The sequence below is a fragment of the Luteibacter sp. P1_D3 genome, assembly GCF_056406135.1.
On record NZ_JBFUAT010000002.1, the window covers coordinates 104,974 to 127,242 of the forward strand.

A 22,269-nucleotide genomic window follows, 5' to 3' on the forward strand; every position below is an offset into this window, starting at 1 on the left:
GGCTCCCAAAAAAATGACGACGCAAAAAAAACCGCCTTTCGGCGGTTTTTTTATCAGCTCAGCTGACCGTGACAGTGCTTGTACTTCTTGCCCGATCCACAGGGGCAAGGATCGTTGCGGCCGACCTTGGGACCGTCGTTAAGTACAGGCGCGATCACCGGCTCGGCAACGGCGTTGTCCCCGCCGACACCCAGCTGCTGGACATCGGCATGCTGGAACTGCAGGCGCTGCGCTTCGGCGGCACGCTGCTGCTCGGCTTCCATCGCGGTGACTTCGTCTTCGCTACGGATGCGGATACGCGCAAGCATCTGCACCACTTCGCTCTTGATGCGGTCGAGCATCTCGGAGAACAGTTCGAACGACTCGCGCTTGAATTCCTGTTTCGGCTGCTTCTGAGCATAGCCACGCAGGTAAATGCCCTGGCGCAGGTAGTCCATGCTCGCGAGATGCTCCTTCCATGCGTTATCGACCACCGAGAGCATCACGTGCTTCTCGAGCGAACGCATGGTTTCGGGACCGACCTGGACTTCCTTCTCGGCAAACAGCGTATCGACCGCGGCACGCACGTGCTCGAGGATCGTTTCCGAGTCGACGTCCTTCTGCCCTTCGACCCACTGCGGCAGGTCGATGCGGAGATTGAGCTCACTGGCGAGTTCGCGATCGAGACCGGCGATATCCCACTGGTCGTCGATGCTGTCGGCGGGCACGTACTTGCGAACGAGCGCCACCACGACGTCCTGGCGGATGTCGACGATCATGTCGGAGATATCGTCGATCTCGAGGAGTTCGTCGCGCTGCGCGTAGATCACCTTGCGCTGATCGTTGGCGACGTCATCGAACTCGAGGAGGTTCTTGCGGATATCGAAGTTGTGCTGCTCGACCTTGCGCTGGACCTTCTCGATCTGGCGCGTGATCAGACGATCCTCGAGGGCCTCATCTTCCTTCATGCCGAACATCTGCATCCAGCGGCCGATGCGCTCGCCGCCGAAGATGCGCATCAGGTTGTCCTGCAGCGACAGGTAGAAGCGCGAGGAGCCGGGATCGCCCTGGCGACCCGAACGACCGCGCAGCTGGTTGTCGATACGACGCGATTCGTGACGTTCCGTGCCGACGATATGCAGGCCGCCCGACGCGAGCACCTGTTCGTGGCGCTTCTTCCACTCTTCGCGCGTCTTCTGGCGATCGGCGTCGGTCGCCGTCTCAGGCAAGGTGGCGAGAAGGGCTTCGAGGCTGCCGCCGAGCACGATATCCGTACCGCGACCGGCCATGTTGGTCGCGATCGTGACGGAGCCCGGCGCACCCGCCTGGGCCACGATGTGCGCTTCGCGTTCGTGCTGCTTGGCGTTGAGCACTTCGTGCGGGATCTTTTCTTTCTTCAGCAGACCCGACACGAGCTCCGACACATCGATGGACGCCGTGCCGACGAGCACCGGCTGGCCGCGCTCGAAGCAGGCCTTGATGTCGTCGATGACGGCCTTGTACTTGGCATCCGGACCGAGGAACACGGAATCCGGATTGTCCACGCGCACCATCGGCTTGTGCGTCGGGATCACGACCACTTCCAGGCCATACACGGTCTGGAACTCGTAGGCTTCCGTATCGGCCGTACCGGTCATGCCGGCCAGCTTCTTGTACATGCGGAACAGGTTCTGGAACGTGACCGTGGCGAGCGTCTGGTTCTCGCGCTGGATGGGCACGCCTTCCTTCGCCTCGACCGCCTGGTGCAGGCCATCGGACCAGCGACGACCGGCCAGCGTACGACCGGTGAACTCGTCGACGATGATGACTTCGCCGTCGCGGACGATGTAGTCCACGTCACGCTGGTAGATCGCGTTCGCACGCAGCGCCGCGTTCATGTGATGAACGACGGCCAGGTTCTTCGAATCGTAGAGACCGCTATCCGGCTCGATGACACCCGCTTCGCGGAGCAGCTGCTCCGCGTGCTCCATGCCCTCTTCGGACATGTGCACCTGCTTGCCCTTTTCGTCGACGAAATAGTCGCCGCCGGTGTCTTCCTTCTCCTGGCGGGAGAGTCCCGGGACGATCTTGTTCACCGCGATGTAGAGCTGCGGGGAATCCTCGGCAGGGCCGGAGATGATCAGTGGGGTACGGGCTTCGTCGATCAGGATCGAGTCGACCTCGTCGACGATGGCGTAGTGCAGGCCGCGCTGGTTGCGCTGCTCCTTGCTGAGCGCCATGTTGTCGCGCAGGTAATCGAAGCCGAACTCGTTATTCGTACCGTAGGTGATGTCGGCCTGGTACGCGCTGCGCTTGTCGGCGTGGTCCATGCCCGGGTACACGACGCCGACCGTGAGGCCGAGGAAGTTGTACAGGCGGCCCATCTGCGCCGAATCGCGTCGCGCCAGGTAGTCGTTCACCGTGACCACATGCACGCCCTTGCTCTCGAGGGCGTTGAGGTACACCGGCAACGTACCGACGAGGGTCTTACCCTCACCCGTCCGCATCTCGGCGATACGCCCGCCATGCAACACCATGCCGCCGATGAGCTGGACGTCGTAGTGGCGCATGCCGAGCACGCGCTTCGCCGCCTCGCGGGTAACCGCGAAGGCTTCGGGCAGCAGGGCGTCGAGGGTCTCGCCGGCAGCGAGACGCTGACGGAAGTCATCGGTCTTGCCACGCAGCGCGTCGTCGGAAAGCTTTTCGAATTCCGGCTCGAGGGCGTTGATGCGCTTGACCGTCTTGGAGAGGTCACGCAGCACCCGCTCGTTACGGCTGCCGAAAATACTCGTCAGTGCACGATTGAACATCGATCATCCGGATCTGAAACGAAAAGGGCTGCCGAAAGGCACAAAGCCGACCGGCACGAAGGGACGATCATACTACGGGCGTCCCCGGCTTTCCTCGGGGTGGCGACGGGAGGGGGTGGATTCAAGGCCGATCAGCGATGGCTCTTCACGAAGGCCAACGGATTCACGACCCGATCGTGGTACCAGACCTCAAAATGTACATGGGAGCCGGTGGAGCGGCCGGTGGAGCCCGCTTTGGCGATGACGTCCCCGACCTTCACGCGTTGCCCCGGATGGGCGACCAGCGCGCTGTTGTGGGCGTAACGGGTCATGTAGCCGTTGCCGTGGTCGATCTCGATGACATCGCCATAGCCGCTGCGCTGACCCGCGAAAGTGACCATACCTTCAGCCACGGCCGTTACCGGCGTACCGGTGGGGGTGGCGATGTCGATGCCCGTGTGGCGCGCGCTATGCCCGCTGAACGGGTCGGGCCGGCCGCCGAAGTAAGAGGAAATGTAGCCATTGACCGGCATGCCGGTCGGTCGAAGGCTGGATTCGATGCTGCGGTCCATCAGCATGTCGCGCAAGGCCTCGAGCTGGGCCTGCTGGGTATCGAACTGACCGGAGAGCTGGTCGATGCTCTTCCCCAACGACTCGGGCAGCGCATAAGCGCCAGCATCCGCGCCATTGGTGACCTCGAGACCGCCCTGACCGGGCTCCTCGTCGAAGTTGAACTCGCCGTCGTCCAGCTTGCCGACCTGCGTCAGGCGTTCGCCGAGGGCATTCAGGCGAACGGACTGGGCCTGAAGCTGACCGAGCTTGACCGCCAGGGCATCGAGATCGCGCTGCGCATCGCGCTTGATCTGGGCCACCTGCGCGCTCTGCCCACCCACCTCCGCCTGGAGGCCACCGAGATGATCCAGCGCCCGGTCCTTCGGGCTGGCGACAGCGAGCGCCAGCGCCGCGCCGACCGCGGCAATCCCGACGAAACCGGCCAGGGCCATCGCCGTCACCTTGCAGCGCATGCGCCGGCAGGTGAGATCCAGCGTTTTCGGCCCTTTCTGGCCACGAGACACGAGTATGATCTGCATACGTTCCACATCGAATAGTTGAAGCCGGTCCATGCCACCGCCGTACCAACCGAACCGACGCTCCACCCATGGACTGAAGTCCATCTCGGAGTTCGGGCCTGTCGCATCGCTGGCCAAACGGGCCCGCGAACTCGACACGTTGGACCGCCAGCTGCGCGCGACGCTGCCGCAACCGTTGCGCGATAACGTCCGCTTCGCGGACCTGCGCGACGGCAGGCTCGTCTTCCTTGCGCCCTCCTCGGCCTGGGCATCGCGGGTGCGCCTTTATCAGACGCAGATCCTCGAAGCCGCCCGCGCCATCGGCGCGAAAGCCAGTTCGGTTGCCGTGAAAGTGGCCCCCCTACCGGTCGAGGAAGTCATTCCCGACCGACATAAACCGCTTTCCGCCTCAGCCGGTCGCCATCTGCGAGCTGCCGCGGCGTCACTCTCCGACCCCACGTTGCGGGATCTGTTCCTGAAACTGGCCTCCGAGGCCGAAATTTCAGATTAATTCGATACTTACGAGTCAAAAGCTCAATCCGTAAGTAGCACCGGATCCACCGGGGCGGCGAACTTTATAGCACGCGTTGTCCCTGTGAACACCTAAAATGGACGTAAAGTTCACGTGGGCGTGACGGCTGTCACGGGGTTTTCGCGCTGGACGGGCTCGCCTTTGGCCTCGCGTTCGCCGTGGGCTGCGTCGCAAGAGCCGGCGGGTGCCACCCTCGGGGCCGGTAGCGGAGGTGAGGGCGTCGGCTGGATCAGGCCCGTCAGGGGGCCGGCCAGGACGGCCGGCCTTTTCCGCGAGACAGGATGTCGAGTCGGAAAACCCCAGTCGAAGCCCGGCCCGTGCCCGTAGGGCAATAAGTAAATGGCGGCGGTAGCCGCCCTCCCTAGCGGGACGCCGCAGCGTGGCCCCGAGGGTGGCACCCGCCGGCCCTTGYGACGCGCCCGCGAGCGACGAGCCCAACGCAATGCCGAAGGCGAGCCATCCCCGAGCCCAAAAAGAAAAAAGGCCGCGATCGCTCGCGGCCTTTCGATATGGCGGGCGGCCCGAAGGCGCCGTGCTCAAACCGCCTGGGCGGGATGGGCGTAGGAAATCGGCGCCTTGGCCGGATCCTTGAAGCTGACTTCTTCCCAGGCAGTGACATCGGCCATGAGGCTGCGAAGAAGCTTGTTGTTGAGCTCATGACCCGACTTGTGCGCGGAATACGCGCCGATCAGGCTGTGGCCCAACATATAAATGTCGCCGATGGCGTCGAGGATCTTGTGCTTGACGAACTCGTTGTCGTAACGGAGGCCGTCTTCATTGAGCACGCGGTAGTCGTCCAGCACCACGGCGTTATCCATGGAGCCGCCGAGCGTGAGATTGCGCTCACGGAGCATCTCGATGTCGCGCATGAAACCGAACGTGCGGGCGCGGCTGACTTCCTTGACGAACGACGTCGTCGAGAAATCCATCTCGGCCTGCGAATTGCGCTTGTTGAACAGCGGGTGGTCGAACTCGACCGAAAAACCCACCTTGAAGCCGTCGAACGGCTCGAGCTTGGCCCATTTGTCACCGTCCTGGACGATGACCGGCTTGCGAATACGGATGAAACGCTTGGCGGCTTCCTGCTCCTCGATACCGGCGGACTGGATGAGGAAGACGAAGGGACCCGCACTGCCGTCCATGATCGGCACTTCAGGCGCGGAAAGGTCGACATAAGCGTTGTCGATGCCCAGCCCGGCCATGGCCGAGAGGAGATGTTCAACCGTGGACACGCGAACGTCGCCGTTGATCAGCGTGGTCGAAAGGCGCGTATCGCCGACGTTCTCGGGACGCGAATGCAGTTCGACAGGCGGATTCAGGTCGGTGCGACGGAACACGATGCCGGTGTTCGGCGCCGCGGGACGGAGCGTCATGTACACCTTGTCGCCGGTATGAAGACCGACGCCTGTGGCGCGAATGATGTTCTTTAGCGTGCGCTGCTTAATCATAGTGGGTCAAACCTTAGCCGGCAGCAGCCTATAAGTGGCAGGTAGGCTAACACAGTCTTAACCTGGGGATGGACGAGCCCACGGGAGAAGTCTTGCACGGCTTCACCCTTCCTTCAGCTATAACCGCGAGCCATTCTCATTGTGCGTGCGACTGAACCGTTGCACATTCAAGCACTTGAGAACGCTCCCGCATTTACCCCGTTGACACGGCAACGCTCCGCCGCCCGGACGGGATCGGCGGCGAAGCGTCGGGCTACCCGGCATCGTGCCGGGTGGGCCTCACGTTTTCCTTAACGTGCCTCTTGTCACGTCAAAAGACGGTCAATCCGCCTGGCGGCGCAGGAACGCCGGGATATCCAGGTAATCGATCGTCGGCTCGGCGCCCTTCGACGGTGCCGGCTCCGAACGCGTCGACGACACCACGTCGGGCTGTGCGTAGTCGACCACTTCGTTGCCGGTACCCGTGCGCAGTACGACCGGACGCGGACGCTGGCGCATTTCGACCTGCTGCTGCACCGGCTGGCGGATCGGCTGCTTCGCCGCCACGCCGGCACGGTTCAGGCCCGTGGCGACCACGGTCACGCGGACGTCGTCCTGCATGTCCGGGTCGAGCGAGGTGCCGATGACCACGGTCGCGTCTTCCGAGGCGAAGTCGTGGATCACGCGACCGATCTCGTCGAACTCGCGCATGGTCAGGTTCGGACCGGCGGTGACGTTGACCAGAATGCCGCAGGCGCCGGCGAGGTTCACGTCTTCGAGCAGCGGGTTGTTGATGGCGGCCTCGGCGGCGGCCTGCGCGCGGTCATCGCCGCGGGCGGTGCCGGAGCCCATCATCGCCATGCCCATCTCGCTCATGACCGTACGGACGTCGGCAAAGTCGACGTTGATCAGGCCGGGAGCCGTGATGAGGTCGGCGATGCCCTGGACGGCGCCCTGGAGGACGTCGTTGGCCGCCTTGAAGGCGTTGAGCAGGGTCACTTCGCGACCGAGTACCGAGAGGAGCTTTTCGTTCGGCACCGTGATCAGCGAGTCGACGTGCTGCGAGAGGTCTTCGATACCCTTCAGGGCGACCTGCATGCGGCGACGGCCTTCGAACGGGAACGGCTTGGTGACGACCGCGACCGTCAGGATGCCCTTTTCCTTGGCGAGCTGGGCGACGACCGGAGCCGCACCCGTACCCGTGCCACCACCCATGCCGGCGGTGATGAAGACCATGTCCGCGCCTTCGAGCATTTCCTCGATGCGCTCGCGGTCTTCCAGTGCGGCCTGGCGGCCCACTTCCGGGTTGGCACCCGCGCCCAGGCCCTTGGTGACATTGCCACCGAGCTGGAGATGCGTACGCGAGTTGCAGCTCTTCATGGCCTGCGCGTCGGTATTGGCGACGACGAACTCGACGCCTTCGATATTGGAGTTGACCATGTGGGCCACGGCGTTACCGCCGCCACCACCCACGCCAATGACCTTGATGACAGCGTTCGGTGCCAGCTTTTCGATGAGTTCAAACATTTCCCGTCCTCCGCAGAACTTTTAGTTTTTATGGTTTATGTCCCACGTCCGACTCCTGTCGACCGTGGGTTACGGGCCATCCTGTTGCCCCGGCACCCCCCTTCCATCGGGCACCGACAATCCGGTTTTGACTTAGAAATTCTTGGTGAACCAGCTTCGGAACTTTTCGACCACACTGCCGACGTTGCCGACGGCGGAACTCGTGTTGCGCGACGCACCGCTCGACCGCGAACCGTGCAGAAGCAGGCCCACGCCGGTCGAATGAAGCTCGCTGGAAACCACATCGCCCAGGCCCGACACGTGCTGGGGCACGCCGATGCGGACCATCTTGTGGAAGATCTCTTCCGCCAGTTCGAGCGCGCCTTCCATGCGCGAGGCGCCACCGGTCAGCACGATGCCGGCCGCGACGAGACTCTCGTAACCCGAGCGGCGCAGTTCGTCCTGCACCATCTCGAAGATTTCCTCGTAACGTGCCTGCACCGACTGCGCGAGTGCCTGTCGCGCGAGACGGCGCGGCGGACGATCGCCGACGCTCGGCACCTGGATCGTTTCTTCCGCGTGGGCGAGCTGGGCGAGCGCGCACGCGTATTTGATTTTGATCTCTTCCGCGTGAGCGGTGGGTGTGTGCACGCCGTAGGCGATGTCGTTCGTCACCTGATCGCCACCGACCGGCAGCGATTTGGTGTGACGGATCGCGCCCTGCGTATAGATGGCGATATCGGTCGTGCCGGCACCGATGTCGACGAGGCAGACGCCAAGCTCGAGCTCGTCTTCGGTGAGCACGGCCTTCGCGCTGGCCACGGCGGCGGGCACCAGCTCGTCGACCGAGAGGCCGCAGCGCTGGATGCACTTTGAGATGTTCTGCACGGCACTGGCCGCACCGGTGACCAGATGCACGCTGGCTTCCAGGCGCACGCCGCTCATGCCGACCGGATGACGGATGCCGTCCTGGCCGTCGATGCGGTATTCCTGCGATTCCTTGTAGAGGACCTTGCGGTCGGCCGGGATCGCCACCGCACTCGCGGCTTCCAGCACCTGCTCGAGGTCGGCCGCCATCACCTCGCGGTCGCGGATGGCCGCGGTACCGTGCGAGTTCCGCGTTTCCAGGTGGCTGCCCGAGATCGAGGCGTAAACCGAGCGGATGTCGCACCCAGCCATCAGCTCGGCCTCTTCGACCGCGCGCTGGATGGAGTGCACCGTCGATTCGATATCGACCACCGAGCCGCGCTTCATGCCGCGCGACACGTGCGTGCCGATGCCGATGATCTCGATCGGTTCGCCCGGCTCGTATTCGCCGACGATCGCGACGACCTTGGACGTTCCGATGTCGAGGCCGACGACGAGCTGTTTGTCGTTCTTGTTTCTCATGGTTTAGCTCAGCTTCCGACCTTGGGTGTGGCCGTGGTTTCCGATTCCGGCCACCGGATGGCGAATCCGTTGGTGTAACGAAGGTCGGCATAGGCGAAACCGCCACGCCGACCGGCGACAAGTTGCGGGTAGACATCGAGGAAGCGGGCGAGGCGACGGTCGGCCTGGTCACGATCGCCAATGACGATCTCGGCACCGCTTTCCGTCGTGACGCTCCAGCTACCGCGTTCGCTCAGGCTCACGCCGACAATGGCGAGCTGCGCCCTGCCCTCGAAGGCCTTGTGCGCCTGCGCATAAAAACTCACGACTTCCGCCAGGCGTGAATCCGGGCCATGTAATCGCGGCAGATCGCCCATCTGGTCGGCGCCCGGGGCATCGAAGACGAGGCCCTGGCGGCTGATCAGTCGGTCTTCGTTCCAGCGCGCGAAGGGCTGACGCTCGTAGATGCGCACCAGCAGGGTGTCGGGCCAGCGCTTGCGCACCTCGACCGACTCGACCCACGGCAACGAACCGATCGCGTGGCGCACGTCTTCCAGATCGGTGGCGAAAAAGCCTTTACCGAGCCGCGGCAGCACGGCGCTGCGGATCTGTTCGGCGCTGACGTGCGCGAACTCCGCCTCGACCTTGATGTTCGTCACCGGCCAACGACCGGCGGCGAACCAGCCCTGCATCACGCCGACCACGGGAAGTACCACCAACGTAATGGCGATACCCCAGGCGACGATCCGCGTGGCGGCGGCTCCCTTCATGCCTTCGCGCCCTCCCTTTCCATGGAGGTTTCGAGGACGCGCCAGCAGAGGGCCGGGTAATCCAGGCCCGCCACGGCGGCGGCTTTCGGAACGAGCGAATGCGAGGTCATGCCCGGTGCGGTGTTCACTTCGAGCAGCCAGTTCTTGCCATGGCGATCGCGCATGATGTCGACACGACCCCAGCCGAAGCAGTCGAGTGCGTCGAACGCGGTCAGGGCGAGCGCGCGCATCTCGTCTTCGGCGGCGGCGGTGAGGCCGGGCACGATGTACTGGGTGTCTTCGGCGACGTACTTGGCGTTGTAGTCGTAGTACTCGCCCTTGGGCACGATCTTGATCGTCGGCAACACTTCGCGGCCGAGGATGCCGACGGTGAACTCGCCGCCCTCGTTACCGTCGCCTTCGATCAGCGTTTCCATGAGCATGTCGCCGGGGTACTTGCGCGCCAGTTCCACGGCGGCGTCGAGGCCGGCCTCGTCGAACACGCGCGTGACACCGACACTGGAACCTTCCCAGGCGGGCTTCACGATCAGAGGGAAACCGACGTCGCGCGCGGCGGCGTGCACGTCGGCACCGCGCGGCAACGCCTTGAACTTCGGCGTCGGCAAACCGAGCGCGATCCAGACCTGCTTGGCGCGCACCTTGTCGAGCGACAACGCGGAGCCCAGCACGCCGGAACCCGTGTACGGCACACCCAACGACTGCAGCGCACCCTGGAGCTCGCCGTTCTCGCCACCGGCGCCATGAAGAATGTTGAAGACGCGGGCGAAGTGACCTGCGCGCACGGCATCGAGCAAGGCCGGGATGCCGTCGATGGCATGGGCATCCACGCCGCGCGAACGCAGTGCGTCGAGCACGCCACGACCGGAATCGAGAGAGACCTCGCGCTCGGCCGAATTGCCGCCCATCACCACGGCGACGCGGCCGAAATCGGCGGCATCGGTGACCAGGCGGGGGAAACGGGTGTCATCCATTACTTGTTGCTCCTAAGGTGGCCGGCATTACCCAGCTCGATGGCCGCCGCACCGATGTCACCGGCGCCAAGCAGCATGATCAGGTCGTTGTCGCGCACCAGCGCGGACAGCGTGTCGCGCAGGTCGCGCGGATGGTCGACCAGGACCGGGTCGGTCTTGCCACGCGCGCGAATGGCACGGGCCAGGGCCTTGCCGTCGGCGCCGGCAATCGGCGACTCGCCGGCCGGGTAGACCTCGGTCAGCACCAGCACATCCACTTCGGCAAGCACGTTGGCGAAGTCGTCGAGAAGGTCGCGGGTACGGCTGTAGCGATGCGGCTGGAAGGCGACGACCAGGCGACGATCCGGCCAGCCGCCACGCGCGGCGGCGAACACGGCGGCGAGCTCACGCGGATGGTGGCCGTAGTCGTCGACCAGGAGTGCCGTGCCGCTGTCGAGCGCGACTTCGCCGCGACGATGAAAGCGAYGACCGACGCCCTCGAAACGGGCCAGCGCGCGCGCGATCGCTTCGGCTTCGACACCGAGCTGCCAGCCCACGGCCGCAGCAGCGAGTGCGTTCTGCACGTTGTGGCGACCCGGCAGGTTCAGCGTCACGGGCAACGTACCCGCCATACCCGGCAGGTGCAGGTCGAAATGCATTTCGAAGCCGAGCTGGCGCACGTTCGTCGCCGTCACGTCGGCGCCGGGCTTGTCGATCGCGTAGGTCAGCATCCGACGCGACGTGTCCTGCGCGAGCAGGGCCGTTTCCTCGTCGTCGATGCAAAGCACGGCCATGCCGTAGAACGGCAGGCGGTGCAGGAAGTCGCGGAAGGCCTTCTTCACCTGGGCGAAGTCGCCGTTGTAGTTCTCGAGGTGGTCGGCGTCGATATTGGTCACGACCGCCATCACCGGCGACAGCATCAGGAACGAGCCGTCCGATTCGTCGGCCTCGGCGACCAGGTACTGGCCGGTACCCAGGCGCGCGTTGGCACCGGCCGCGTTGAGCTGGCCACCGATGACGAAGGTCGGATCGTAATCCGCTTCGGCGAGCACGCTGGCGACCAGGCTGGTCGTCGTCGTCTTGCCGTGCGTACCGGCGATGGCGATGCCGCGACGGAAACGCATCAGCTCACCGAGCATTTCCGCGCGCGGCACCATCGGCACGCGTGCGGCCTGCGCGGCGACGATCTCCGGGTTGTCCTGGCGAATCGCGCTCGAGGTGACGATCACGTCGGCGCCGTCGATGTTCGCGGCGCTGTGACCGATGTGCACTTCCACACCCAGCTTGGCCAGGCGTTCGGTGGTCGGCGACGGCGCACGGTCGGAACCGGACACACTGTAGCCGAGGTTTTTCAGTACTTCGGCGATACCGCTCATGCCGACGCCGCCCACGCCGATGAAGTGGACACGGCGGAACGAAGTCATGAAATCGTCGTGGGCACGCAAACGACCGGGCGTCATGCGGAAACCTCCATGCAGTGACGTGCAATCGTTGATGCGGCGTCGGGCTTGGCCAGCGTACGGGACGCATTGGCCGCGGAAAGGATGTGTTCCCGGTCGCCAAGCAGGCTACCCAGAAGCACGGCAATCGCCTCGGGACCGTCGCTGGAAGCAGCGATGGGATCCGGGACCAGCAGCGCACCGCCGGCGTCGACCATCGCTCGGGCATTCGCCGTCTGGTGGTCGTCGACGGCATGCGGGAACGGAACGAGCAAGGCTTCGAGGCCAGCGGCGCACAATTCGGCCACGGTCAGGGCGCCCGAGCGGCACACCGCGAGATCGGCCCATTCGTAGGCGCCGGCCATGTCCTCGATGAAAGGCACGACATTGGCGTGGGTGATACCCGCCGAGGCGTAGGCAGCACGGGCTTCGTCGAGGCCGCGCTCACCGGTCTGGTGCACGACTTCCGGTTCGAGACCTGAGAACTCCACCGAGCTGCGCATGAAGGCCAGCGCCTTGGGCATGGCGAGGTTGAGCGTGCGTGCGCCGAGGCTGCCGCCAAGTACCAGCAGGCGCGGACGACCATCGCGGCCGGCGAGGCGTTGATCCGGGGTCGGCAACGCGGCGATCTTCGCGCGGACGGGATTACCCACCCACTCGCCGTTCGGCAGCACGTTGGGAAACCCCGTGAGCACTTTCTTCGCAAACGACGCGAGCTTGCGATTGGTGAAGCCGGCGACGGCGTTCTGTTCGTGTACGACCAACGGGATGCCAGCCAGACGCGCAGCGACACCCGCGGGGCCGGCGACGTAGCCGCCCATCGACAGCACGCAGCGCGGGCGAAGCTTGCGCAGCAGTTTCAACGACGCGAAAAGCGCGCGGGCGAGCATCAACGGCGCCATCAGGCGCGTCGTCAGGCCCTTGCCACGCAAGCCGCCGACGGCGATGGTGTGCAGGTCGAGGCCATGTGCCGGCACGACGCGCGTTTCCATGCCGCCCTCGGCACCGAGCCACGCCACCGGCACGCCACGCGAGCGCAATTCATCGGCCACGGCGAGGCCCGGGAAAATGTGTCCGCCGGTACCGCCGGCCATGATCAGGACTGGCGCGCTCATGCCATGCCTCCGAGCGGCGCGGCCGCATCCGGCACGGCATTGGCTGGCAGGCGAACGGCGGTCTGGCGTGCGTCTTCGGCGCGATTGATCTCGAACGTCGCGCGCAGGAGCACGCCGACCATGGCGCAGGTCATCAGCACGGACGAGCCGCCCGAGCTGATCAGCGGCAGGGTCAGACCCTTGGTCGGCAGCACACCCAGGTTCACGCCGATCGACACCATGGCCTGGAAGCCCATCATCAGCGAGATGCCGTAGGCGACATAGCCCGAGAAACGGTGACCGAGTTCGACGCCCTTCAGGCCCACGTAGAGGCCACGTCCCACCAGGACGATGTAAAGGAAGATGACCAGGACGATGCCAGCCAGACCGAGTTCCTCGGCGAGCACGGCCAGGATGAAGTCGGTATGCGCCTCGGGCAGGTAGAACAGCTTCTGCACGCTCGAGCCCAGGCCCACGCCGGTCCACTCACCACGGCCCACGGCGATCAGTGCCTGGGTGAGCTGGAAACCGTCGTTGAACGGATCTTTCCACGGGTCGAGGAAGGAGGTTAGGCGCTTGATGCGGTAGTCCTCGGCGGTCGCCGCATAAATCAGGGCGGGGACCAGGGGCGTCGCCAGGAGCAACAGGTTGCGCATGCGCGCACCGGCCAGCCAGACCATGCCGACCGTGGTGGCGACGACCAGCGCCGCCGAGCCGAAGTCGGGCTGGGCCAGCAGCAGGAGCACGATGAGACCCGCGACGCCGACCGGCTTGACCACGCCGAACAGTTCGTATTCCACGCCTTCACGATGGCGCACGAGATAGCTCGCCAGATAGGCGACAAGAATCAGCTTGACCGCCTCGACCGGCTGGAAGCTGGTCACCAGCAGGTTCACCCAGCGGCGCGCACCGTTGATGCGCATGCCGAACACGGGCAGGAACACCATCAGCAACATGATGATGCCGAGCAGCAGGAGCAGGAAGCTGTGCTTCTCGAGCGTCTTCAGCTCGGTACGCATCGCCGCGGCGGCGAAGCAGCCACCGAGGAAGAGGAACACCAGGTGGCGCTTGAGATAATAGAAGGCGCCCTGGTGCGAACCATCGGCGACGGCGATCGAACTGGAGGTGACCATCACCACTCCCAGCGCGGCGAGCGCGAGCGCAGCCAGGAGCAACGGGAGATCGAAACTCCCCCGCGGGCCCTGTCGGCGTTGCGCCTGTTTTGTGCCGAAGCCAAACATGATTCTTAGCGCACCTTCAACGTGGCGAGACCGATAAGCACCAGCACGACGCTGATGATCCAGAAGCGAACGATGACGCGGGGCTCGGGCCAGCCCTTCAACTCGAAGTGATGGTGAATCGGCGCCATGCGGAAGATGCGCTTGCCACGCAGCTTGAAGCTGGCGACCTGCAACATCACCGAGGCGGTTTCCATCACGAACACACCGCCCATCACCAGCAGGACGATTTCCTGACGGACGATGAGAGCCACGCAACCGAGCGCAGCGCCGATCGCCAGCGCGCCCACGTCGCCCATGAAGACCTGGGCCGGATAGGTGTTGAACCAGAGGAAGCCGAGGCCCGCACCGGAGAGCGCACTACAGAAGATCGCCAGCTCGCCCGCACCGGGAATGGCCGGGATGCCGAGGTACTCGGAGAACAGCTTGTTACCGGCAAGGTAGGCAAAGATGCCCAGTGCGCCGGAAACCAGCACGCTCGGCATGATCGCCAGACCATCGAGGCCGTCGGTCAGGTTCACCGCGTTGGAGAAACCGACGATGATGAAATAGCCGATCACCACGAAGAACAGGCCGAGCGGCACGGCCACCTGCTTGAACAGGGGCACGTAGAGCGCGATCTCGGCCGGCGCCTGGTGGGTCTTGTAAAGAAAGACGGCGGCGGCGAGGCCGAACACGGACTGCCAGAAATACTTCCAGCGACTGGCCAGGCCACGGCTGTCCTTGAGCACCAGCTTGCGATAGTCGTCGTAGAAACCGATGACACCGAAGGCCAGCGTGACCAGCAGCACCACCCAGATGTAGCGGTTGCCGAGGTCCGCCCACAGCAACGTGGCGATGCCGATGGCGAAAAGAATCAGCGTGCCGCCCATGGTCGGCGTGCCGGCCTTTGAAAGGTGCGTCTGCGGGCCGTCGCTGCGCACCACCTGCCCCGCCTTCAGGGCAGCCAGCTTGCGGATCAGCGCCGGGCCGAGCAGGAGCGACACGGCCAGCGCGGTGAGCGCCGCCATGATCGCGCGGAACGTGATGTATTGGAAAAGATGGAGCGACGTGAAGTGCCGAGCCATCCATTCCGCCAGTTCAAGCAGCATCGGATGCTCCTTCAGCGTGTTTCTTCATGGCCGCCACGACCCGGTCCATGCCGGAGGAACGCGACCCCTTCACGAGGCAGGTCACACCCTCGTGGATTTGCGTGCAGGCGGCCTCGATCAGCGCCTCCTGCGTGGCGAAATGCTGCGCCCCCGGACCAAAGGCCTCGACCGCCGCGGCCGACTTGATCCCGGTGGCGAGCAGCCGTTCGATGCCACGCTCGTGCGCCAGCTTGCCGATACCGGCATGAAGCTTGATCGTGTCCGCGCCGAGTTCGGCCATGTCGCCGAGGATCAGCCAGCGCTCGCCGCGGGCCAGTGACAAGGTGTCGATGGCGGCGGCAGCGGAACCCGGGTTGGCGTTGTAGCTGTCGTCGATCAGGAACCAGTTGCCCGGCATCGCTTCGAGATCGAGCCGACCGGCGACACGCGGCACCTGCTCGAGACCCTCGACGATGAGGTCGACCGGCACGTCGAGGGCGGTGGCGATGGCAGCGGCAGCCAGCGCGTTGGCGACATTGTGGCGACCCGCCATCGGCAGGTGCACGTCACCGTCACCATGCGGCGTGGACAGGACGAAGTGCGTGCCGTCGATGCGTTCCTCGACGATGTCGGCGCCGATATCCGCACGGTGCTCGAGCCCGTAGCGGAGGATGGTCCGCGTGCCGGCGAGGTTGGCGAAGAAACCTGCAAAGCGAGTCTCGTCGGCATTGATGACCGCGACACCGTCAACGGGGAGCGACTGGTAGAGCGCGCCCTTGGTTTCAGCGACGCCCTCGATCGTGCCCATGCGCTCAAGATGCGCAGGCGCAATGGAATTGACGAGGCCGATATCGGGCCGTGCGATGGCAGCCAGGTAATCGATATCACCGGGCTTGCCTGCACCCATCTCGAGCACGAGGTACTGCGTGTCCTGCGGCATCGCCAGCAAGGTCAGCGGCATGCCGATCTCGTTGTTGAAGTTGCCGGCGTTGACGTGCGTACGGCCGTGACGCGACAGGATGGACGCGGTCAGCGTCTTCACCGTGGTCTTGCCGTTGGAACCGGTAATGCCGACCACGCGGACGTTGCTTTGGGCGCGTACGGCACTGGCGAGATCACCCAGCGCGATCTGCGTGTCGTCCACGATCACCTGCGGAATCGCCACGTCGACCGGGCGAGTGACCAGGGCAGCGACGGCACCACGCTCGGCGGCAGCGGCGACGAAATCATGAGCATCGACGCGCTCGCCCGGCAGCGCGACGAACAGGTCGCCGGCCACCAGCGTGCGCGTATCGATGGAAAAGCCGGTCACCTCGACATCGGCGCCATGCAGGCGGCCGCGGGTCCAGAGGGCGACGGCGGACAGGCGCATCATGCGCGGACTCCTTTTGTGCTCTTGGCCATCGCCTCTCGGGCGACGGCGAGGTCGTCGAAGGGCGACTTGCCCTGCGGACCTTCCTGATAGGTTTCGTGACCCTTGCCCGCGATGAGCACGACGTCGTCGGCTTTCGCGTCGGCCAGGGCCATGGCGATGGCCTGCGCGCGATCGCGCTCGACCCGGATAGTCTCTCGGTGGGCGAAGCCTTCCATGATCTGCGCGACGATGGTGTCGCCGTCTTCCGAGCGCGGGTTGTCGTCGGTGACGATGACCGCATCGGCGAGACGTTCGGCAATCGCGGCCATGAGCGGGCGCTTGCCCTGGTCACGGTCGCCACCGGCGCCGAACACGCAGATCAGCTTGCCCTTGGTGTGTGAACGCAACGCCAGCAAGGCCTGCTTCAGTGCGTCCGGCGTGTGTGAGTAGTCGACGACGACCAGCGGCTTGCGCCCGTCGCCACCGAGCCGGCTCATCCGGCCGTTGACCGGCTCGAGGGATTCCAGGGCGGCGTGGATGCGATCGAACGGCTCGCCCAGCGCACCGAGGACGGCGGCGACGGCAAGCAGGTTGGCAACATTGAACCGGCCGAGCAGCGCACTACGCACGGTGCGCATGCCCCACGGCGTATTGAGGTTGAACGAGAGCCCCTTCGCCGACGTCACGATGATATCGGCGCGGATCTCGGCATCCTTGTCGGTGCTATCGCCCGCCATCGTCGTGCGCAGTTTCGCGATGCCGTCGGCCAGGCCCTTGGCCAGCTTCGCGCCGAACGGATCGTCGATGTTGATCACCGCGGCACGCAGGCCATCGAAGGCGAACAGTTTGGCCTTGGCGGCGCCGTAGGCTTCCATCGTGCCGTGATAGTCGAGATGGTCACGGGTGAGATTGGTGAACACGGCGACGTCGAACGCCAGCGCGTTGACCCGGCCCTGCTCCAGCGCATGCGAGGACACTTCCATGGCGACGTGCGAGGCGCCGGCATCGCGGAATCCCGCCAGCAGGGCCTGCATGCTGATCGCGTCCGGTGTGGTGCGCTCGCCTTCGACGACCGCGCCGTGCATGCCCGCGCCCAGCGTGCCGACCGTCGCCGGTTTGCGCCCGAGGAAAGCCAGCGCCTGTGCGATCAGCTGCACCGTCGAGGTCTTGCCGTTGGTGCCCGTGACGCCGATCAGCTCGAGCGACTGCGACGGCTCGCCGAAGAAACGGGCGGCGATGGCGCCGGCCTTGTCGCGCAGCTTCTCGATAGCGATGACCGGCACACCGGCATCGATGGCCGTGAACGGCGGCTCGGCAAGGATCACGCTGGCGCCCTGCACCACGGCCTTCGCTGCGAAGTCGATGCCGTGACCCTTGCCACCACGCAAGGCGACGAAGGCGTCGCCTTCGGCGATCTCGCGGGAATCCAGCGAAAGCCCCGAGACGACGATGTCGCCGGCACCCGAGGCGTCGGCGAAACCATTAAGGAGTTCGGCGAGAGGCAGGGTCATGGGACCACCTCTTCTGCCGCGCTGTCGTCCGCTGGCGGCGGTGGCGCATTCGACGATCCGATCAGACCGCCTACGCTTGGGCCGCCGACATACCAGCGGCCGACGTTGTCGGGTGGGATATCGAGCAGGCGCACGGCGCCCTGCATGACCTGGGCGAAGGCCGGGCCGGCCACTGAGCCACCGTAGTAGTGGCCGCCCTGCGGATCGTTGATCACGACCACGGTGACCAGGCGCGGGGCGCTGGCCGGAATCATGCCGACGAAGAGCGAAATGTAGTTCTTCGCGTAGTAACCGCCGACCGAGAACTTGTGCGAAGTACCCGTCTTGCCGGCCACGCTGTAGTTGGCGACGGACGCGAAGCCAAAGCCGGTACCACCGGGCTGAAGCACGGTCTCGAGCATCCGCACCAACTCATGCGCCACGTCCGGCGTGATGATCTGGTTCGCCGGGTTGTCGGCACCCTTGATGAAGGTGGGCGAACGCAAGGCGCCGCCGTTGGCGATCGCCGAATAGCCCGTGGCCAGCTGCAACGGCGTCACACTGAGGTTGTAGCCGTAGGCCATGCGCGACTTTTCGATCGGCTTCCAGGTGCGGCTCACCGGCAGGTAACCGGCGGCTTCGCCAGGGAAGCCACTGCCGGTGTTGCTGCCGATGCCGAACGACTTCCACATGTTGTAGAGGAAGTCGGTATCGAGCGTCATGGCGATTTTGGCGGCACCGACGTTGGACGACTTCGTGATCACACCGGTCGGCGTGAGCGTGCCCCAGTTGTGCGTATCGCGCACCGGGTGACCACCCATCATCCAGGTGCCCGGCGAGGTCTCGATCATCGGCGAGGTCGGCGTGTACTTGCCGCTGGTCAGCGCCGCCGCCATGGTGAAGGCCTTCATCGTCGAGCCCGGCTCGACCACGTCGGTGAGCGCACGGTTGCGGCGATCGTTCGGCGTGCTGCCGCGCACGGCGTTCGGGTTGAACGTCGGCAGGTTGGCCATGCCGAGCACTTCGCCCGTGTGCACGTCCATCACGACGATCGAGCCGGAATCGGCTTTGTTCTTATCCAGCGCGTCTTTCAGTGCGCTGTAGGCGAGGTACTGGATGCGACGGTCGATCGACAGCGTCAGGTCGCGGCCGGGCTGCGGCTCACGGACCAGTTCGACGTCTTCGACCACGTGTCCCATGCGATCGCGAATGACGCGCTTTGCACCAGGCTTGCCGGAGAGCCACTCGTCGTAGGCCAGTTCCAGGCCTTCCTGGCCATGATCGTCGATGTTGGTGAAACCGAGGATGTGACTGTTGACCGCGCCCGACGGGTAGTAGCGACGGTATTCGCGCTGCGAGGAAATGCCCGGAATCTTCAGGTCGACGATCGCCTGCGCGTCTTCGGGACGCATCTGGCGGGCGATGTACATGAATTCCTTGTCGGCGCGCGCGGCGATCTTCTGCTTCAGATCGTCCGCGTCGACGTGGAGCGCCTTGGCCAGCTCGGGAATACGGTCTTCGTTTTCCAGCACTTCCGGCGGATTGGCCCAGATCGAGGCGACCGGCGTCGATACCGCCAGCGGCTCGCCGTTGCGATCGAAGATCGTGCCACGCGAGACGGCGATGGGCATTTCACGCAGGAAGCGGGCATCACCCTGGTCCTGGTAGAACTGCTTGCGCACCACCTGCAGGTCGAACGCGCGCACGACCAGGCCGGACGCACAGACGCAGAGCAGCGCGACGACCACGGTCATGCGCTTGCGCGGGCTCGGGCCCTGGCCGCGACGGCGGCTTGGCACCACCGGCTTGCCGTAGCGCGCCTTCATCGACGCACCAACTGGATGTCCTGCGGCTTCGGCGTGATCATGCCGAGCTTGGCGCGGGCTTCCGCATCGATGCGGCTGGGCTCGGCGTAAGTCGCCTGTTCGAGTTCGAGACGACCGTACTCGACGCCGATATCGTCTTTCTGCGACTGCATTTTCGAGAGCTCGACGAACAGCTGGCGGCTCTCGTGGCGCGTCCACACCACACCGATCGCGCTGGCGAGGACCGCCAGCAGCAGGATCGAGAGGCAGATCGCGCCGAACACCTTCATGCGAGTTTCTCCGCGATGCGTAGCACGGCGGAGCGCGAACGCGGGTTCGCGGCCACTTCGGCATCGGACGGGAAGATCGCCTTGCCGACCGGCTTGAGGCGGGCCTGCTTCGCATCCGGCGGCGGCGGACCGCGACGATTGCCCTGCACGCGGCCTTCGTGGGAGCGGATGAACTGCTTCACCGTCCGGTCTTCCAGCGAGTGGAAGCTGATCACGGCCAGGCGGCCGCCGACCTTGAGGAGGTCGAGGGCGGCATCGAGGCCGCGCTCGACGGATTCCAGCTCGGCGTTCACGCGGATGCGCAGGGCCTGGAACGTACGCGTCGCCGGGTTCTTGCCCGGCTCGCGACGACCCACGCAGCCAGCGACGAGATCGGCGAGGTCGGCGGTACGCGTGATCGGCGTGGTGGCACGACGCTCGACGATCACCTTGGCGATGCGACGGCTGAAGCGCTCTTCGCCGAAGCGCCAGAGCACGTCGGCGATCTCGACCTCGTCGGCCTCGGCAAGGAAGTCGGCGGCGCTGATGCCGCGCGTGGTGTCCATGCGCATGTCGAGCGGTGCGTCGGCCATGAAGCTGAAACCGCGGCTGCGATCGTCGAGCTGGGGGGAGGACACGCCCAGATCGAGCAAGATGCCGTCGAGGCCGCCTTCGAGCGCGGCCCACTCACCCATGGTGGCGAAGTTCTCGTGACGCAGGGCGACACGCGGATCGGTGGCGAGGTCGGCTTCGGCAACGGCGATCGCGGTGGGGTCGCGGTCCATGAGGAACAGGCGGCCGTCGGCGGAGAGACGCGAAAGGATCGCCCGGGCGTGGCCGCCGCGGCCGAACGTTCCATCGAGATAGCGCCCGTTCTCGCGCAAGGCGAGGCCCTCCACCGCTTCGTCGAGCATCACAGGGATGTGCACATCGCGCCCCGCCATCACCACATCCCGCTCCCGTTCCACCAACACCTCGAATTAGTTCGTCACAACCGCAGTTCCGCCATGTCGTCGCTGATCTCGTCCTCGCCGATCGTTTGCCGGATCTTGGCGAGGTGGGCCTGTTCGCTCCAAAGCTCGAACTTGTTGCCCATGCCGAGGAGGACGGCCTTTTTTTCTATGCCAGCCGCCGAGCGTTGACTCGATGGGAGGAGGATGCGGGCCGCTCCGTCAGGCTCGACGATGGCCGCAGCACCCACCAGCTTCATCTGCAAAGCCCGGTGTACGGCCTTGACGCTGGGCAGCGCGTTCACCTGGTCGCGAACCTGTTCCCATTCCGCGTACGGAAAGATCCAGAGGCAACCGGTGTCGAAGGGGTTGTAGGCGATGACCAGACGATTCGCGCAGGCGTTCGCAACCAGATCCCGATATGACGTCGGAATCGTCAGACGACCTTTGTCGTCGACCGTAATGGCTGTCTCGCCTTGAAACATCTTCGTTGGCCGCCCCACCAAATCCCACGATTTCACACTGGGGCCCACGATAGTCTCGGGTCCTGAGACTGTCAAGGAAATTTTTCTTGTGAATCAAGGAGAAAGCTCACGTTCATCACCAATTCCAGCCGTTTCTGAGGAAGGGGCGGAAGGTGGTTGAATCGTTGAGGTTTTTTACGAACGGGCTCGGTGTTTCAGGGGCGCGGCAAACGGGTTTTCCAATGTGTGACTGAACTCACGTTCATAAGAAAATGTGGGAGGCAAAAACAAAACAAAGCGGCGCCGTCCTGAGACGGCGCCGCCATGACCGCGAAGAAAAGGAGTCGGCCTGTAAGCCGGGTTCTGTTCGTCTTGCGACGTGACAGTCATTCTTCTCGACCTGGCGTCACCGCCAGGCTCTAGCAACCTACCCGGGAACGACGCGGGCCGCGTCATAGTTCCCTTATTTGGTCTTGCTCCGGGTGGGGTTTACCGTGCCATGCGACGTTAGCCCCGCATGCGGTGCGCTCTTACCGCACCCTTTCACCCTTACCTGATCCCCTTGCGGGGCCATCGGCGGTCTGCTCTCTGTTGCACTAGCCGTCAGCTCACGCTGCCCAGGCGTTACCTGGCACCCTGCCCTATGGAGCCCGGACTTTCCTCGATACGCCCGAAGGCGTGACGCGACTGTCCGGCCGACTCCAGCTCCTATAGTACATGTGGGAG

Annotated in this window: 18 protein-coding genes and 1 other RNA gene; 1 reads left to right on the forward strand and 18 read right to left on the reverse strand. The window is 64.9% G+C overall.

The annotated features are described in order from the left end of the window. Positions 1-53: 53 nt before the first annotated feature. Positions 54-2,768 carry a preprotein translocase subunit SecA gene (gene secA / locus AC1DYM_RS02545; protein ID WP_477335653.1) on the reverse strand — a complete coding sequence of 905 codons (2,715 nt, stop codon included), beginning with the start codon at positions 2,766-2,768 and terminating at the stop codon, positions 54-56. Between the two features lie 131 nt (positions 2,769-2,899). After that, entirely contained in the window at positions 2,900-3,838 is a 939-nt protein-coding gene (locus tag AC1DYM_RS02550; protein WP_477335655.1) for a M23 family metallopeptidase, read from the reverse strand. Between the two features lie 31 nt (positions 3,839-3,869). On the opposite strand from AC1DYM_RS02550, the gene AC1DYM_RS02555 reads away from it, so the two are divergent. Next, positions 3,870-4,328 carry a DciA family protein gene (locus tag AC1DYM_RS02555; RefSeq protein ID WP_052767303.1) on the forward strand — a complete coding sequence of 153 codons (459 nt, stop codon included), beginning with the start codon at positions 3,870-3,872 and terminating at the stop codon, positions 4,326-4,328. A gap of 557 nt (positions 4,329-4,885) precedes the next feature. Here AC1DYM_RS02555 and lpxC read toward each other — a convergent pair. The 16 genes from lpxC to rnpB all read right to left on the reverse strand — a co-directional run bounded on the left by lpxC (position 4,886) and on the right by rnpB (position 22,246). Further along, complete coding sequence (lpxC, locus tag AC1DYM_RS02560) at positions 4,886-5,797, reverse strand: UDP-3-O-acyl-N-acetylglucosamine deacetylase (protein WP_046968260.1); 912 nt, start codon at positions 5,795-5,797, stop codon at positions 4,886-4,888. A gap of 321 nt (positions 5,798-6,118) precedes the next feature. Further along, complete coding sequence (gene ftsZ, locus AC1DYM_RS02565) at positions 6,119-7,303, reverse strand: cell division protein FtsZ (RefSeq protein ID WP_046968259.1); 1,185 nt, start codon at positions 7,301-7,303, stop codon at positions 6,119-6,121. A gap of 132 nt (positions 7,304-7,435) precedes the next feature. Continuing rightward, positions 7,436-8,671 carry a cell division protein FtsA gene (gene ftsA, locus AC1DYM_RS02570; RefSeq protein ID WP_477335658.1) on the reverse strand — a complete coding sequence of 412 codons (1,236 nt, stop codon included), beginning with the start codon at positions 8,669-8,671 and terminating at the stop codon, positions 7,436-7,438. An 8-nt stretch (positions 8,672-8,679) separates the two neighbouring features. Next, complete coding sequence (locus AC1DYM_RS02575) at positions 8,680-9,420, reverse strand: cell division protein FtsQ/DivIB (protein WP_046968257.1); 741 nt, start codon at positions 9,418-9,420, stop codon at positions 8,680-8,682. Then, positions 9,417-10,391 (reverse strand): D-alanine--D-alanine ligase, encoded by a 975-nt coding sequence (locus tag AC1DYM_RS02580; RefSeq protein ID WP_477335660.1) that lies wholly within the window; start codon positions 10,389-10,391, stop codon positions 9,417-9,419. The genes AC1DYM_RS02575 and AC1DYM_RS02580 overlap by 4 nt, the downstream gene beginning before the upstream one ends. Further along, positions 10,391-11,830 carry a UDP-N-acetylmuramate--L-alanine ligase gene (murC, locus tag AC1DYM_RS02585; RefSeq protein WP_477335662.1) on the reverse strand — a complete coding sequence of 480 codons (1,440 nt, stop codon included), beginning with the start codon at positions 11,828-11,830 and terminating at the stop codon, positions 10,391-10,393. The genes AC1DYM_RS02580 and murC overlap by 1 nt, the downstream gene beginning before the upstream one ends. Then, the gene (gene murG / locus AC1DYM_RS02590; protein WP_477335664.1) at positions 11,827-12,924 is read right to left on the reverse strand and encodes an undecaprenyldiphospho-muramoylpentapeptide beta-N-acetylglucosaminyltransferase; all 1,098 of its coding nucleotides are present in this window, start codon (positions 12,922-12,924) and stop codon (positions 11,827-11,829) included. Before murG ends, murC begins: the two co-directional genes overlap by 4 nt. Next, positions 12,921-14,144 carry a putative lipid II flippase FtsW gene (ftsW, locus tag AC1DYM_RS02595; protein WP_477335666.1) on the reverse strand — a complete coding sequence of 408 codons (1,224 nt, stop codon included), beginning with the start codon at positions 14,142-14,144 and terminating at the stop codon, positions 12,921-12,923. The genes murG and ftsW overlap by 4 nt, the downstream gene beginning before the upstream one ends. Before the next feature lie 5 nt (positions 14,145-14,149). Next, positions 14,150-15,232, reverse strand: coding sequence for a phospho-N-acetylmuramoyl-pentapeptide-transferase (mraY, locus tag AC1DYM_RS02600; protein WP_107911076.1), 1,083 nt, complete (start codon positions 15,230-15,232; stop codon positions 14,150-14,152). Further along, on the reverse strand, positions 15,222-16,586 hold the full coding sequence (locus AC1DYM_RS02605; protein ID WP_477335668.1) for a UDP-N-acetylmuramoyl-tripeptide--D-alanyl-D-alanine ligase: 1,365 nt from the start codon (positions 16,584-16,586) through the stop codon (positions 15,222-15,224). Before AC1DYM_RS02605 ends, mraY begins: the two co-directional genes overlap by 11 nt. Next, the gene (locus AC1DYM_RS02610) at positions 16,583-18,076 is read right to left on the reverse strand and encodes a UDP-N-acetylmuramoyl-L-alanyl-D-glutamate--2,6-diaminopimelate ligase (RefSeq protein WP_477335670.1); all 1,494 of its coding nucleotides are present in this window, start codon (positions 18,074-18,076) and stop codon (positions 16,583-16,585) included. Before AC1DYM_RS02610 ends, AC1DYM_RS02605 begins: the two co-directional genes overlap by 4 nt. Beyond that, positions 18,073-19,881 (reverse strand): peptidoglycan D,D-transpeptidase FtsI family protein, encoded by a 1,809-nt coding sequence (locus AC1DYM_RS02615; protein WP_477335672.1) that lies wholly within the window; start codon positions 19,879-19,881, stop codon positions 18,073-18,075. The genes AC1DYM_RS02610 and AC1DYM_RS02615 overlap by 4 nt, the downstream gene beginning before the upstream one ends. Next, a complete protein-coding gene (gene ftsL / locus AC1DYM_RS02620) occupies positions 19,878-20,150 on the reverse strand; it encodes a cell division protein FtsL (protein WP_046968248.1) in 273 nt (90 codons plus the stop codon). The genes AC1DYM_RS02615 and ftsL overlap by 4 nt, the downstream gene beginning before the upstream one ends. Further along, complete coding sequence (gene rsmH / locus AC1DYM_RS02625; protein ID WP_477335674.1) at positions 20,147-21,073, reverse strand: 16S rRNA (cytosine(1402)-N(4))-methyltransferase RsmH; 927 nt, start codon at positions 21,071-21,073, stop codon at positions 20,147-20,149. Before rsmH ends, ftsL begins: the two co-directional genes overlap by 4 nt. A 44-nt stretch (positions 21,074-21,117) precedes the next feature. Then, positions 21,118-21,564, reverse strand: a complete 447-nt coding sequence (mraZ, locus tag AC1DYM_RS02630) for a division/cell wall cluster transcriptional repressor MraZ (protein WP_046968246.1) — start codon at positions 21,562-21,564, stop codon at positions 21,118-21,120. Positions 21,565-21,879: 315 nt separating this feature from the next. Continuing rightward, an RNA gene (rnpB, locus tag AC1DYM_RS02635) (RNase P RNA component class A) lies at positions 21,880-22,246 on the reverse strand. Positions 22,247-22,269: the final 23 nt, after the last annotated feature.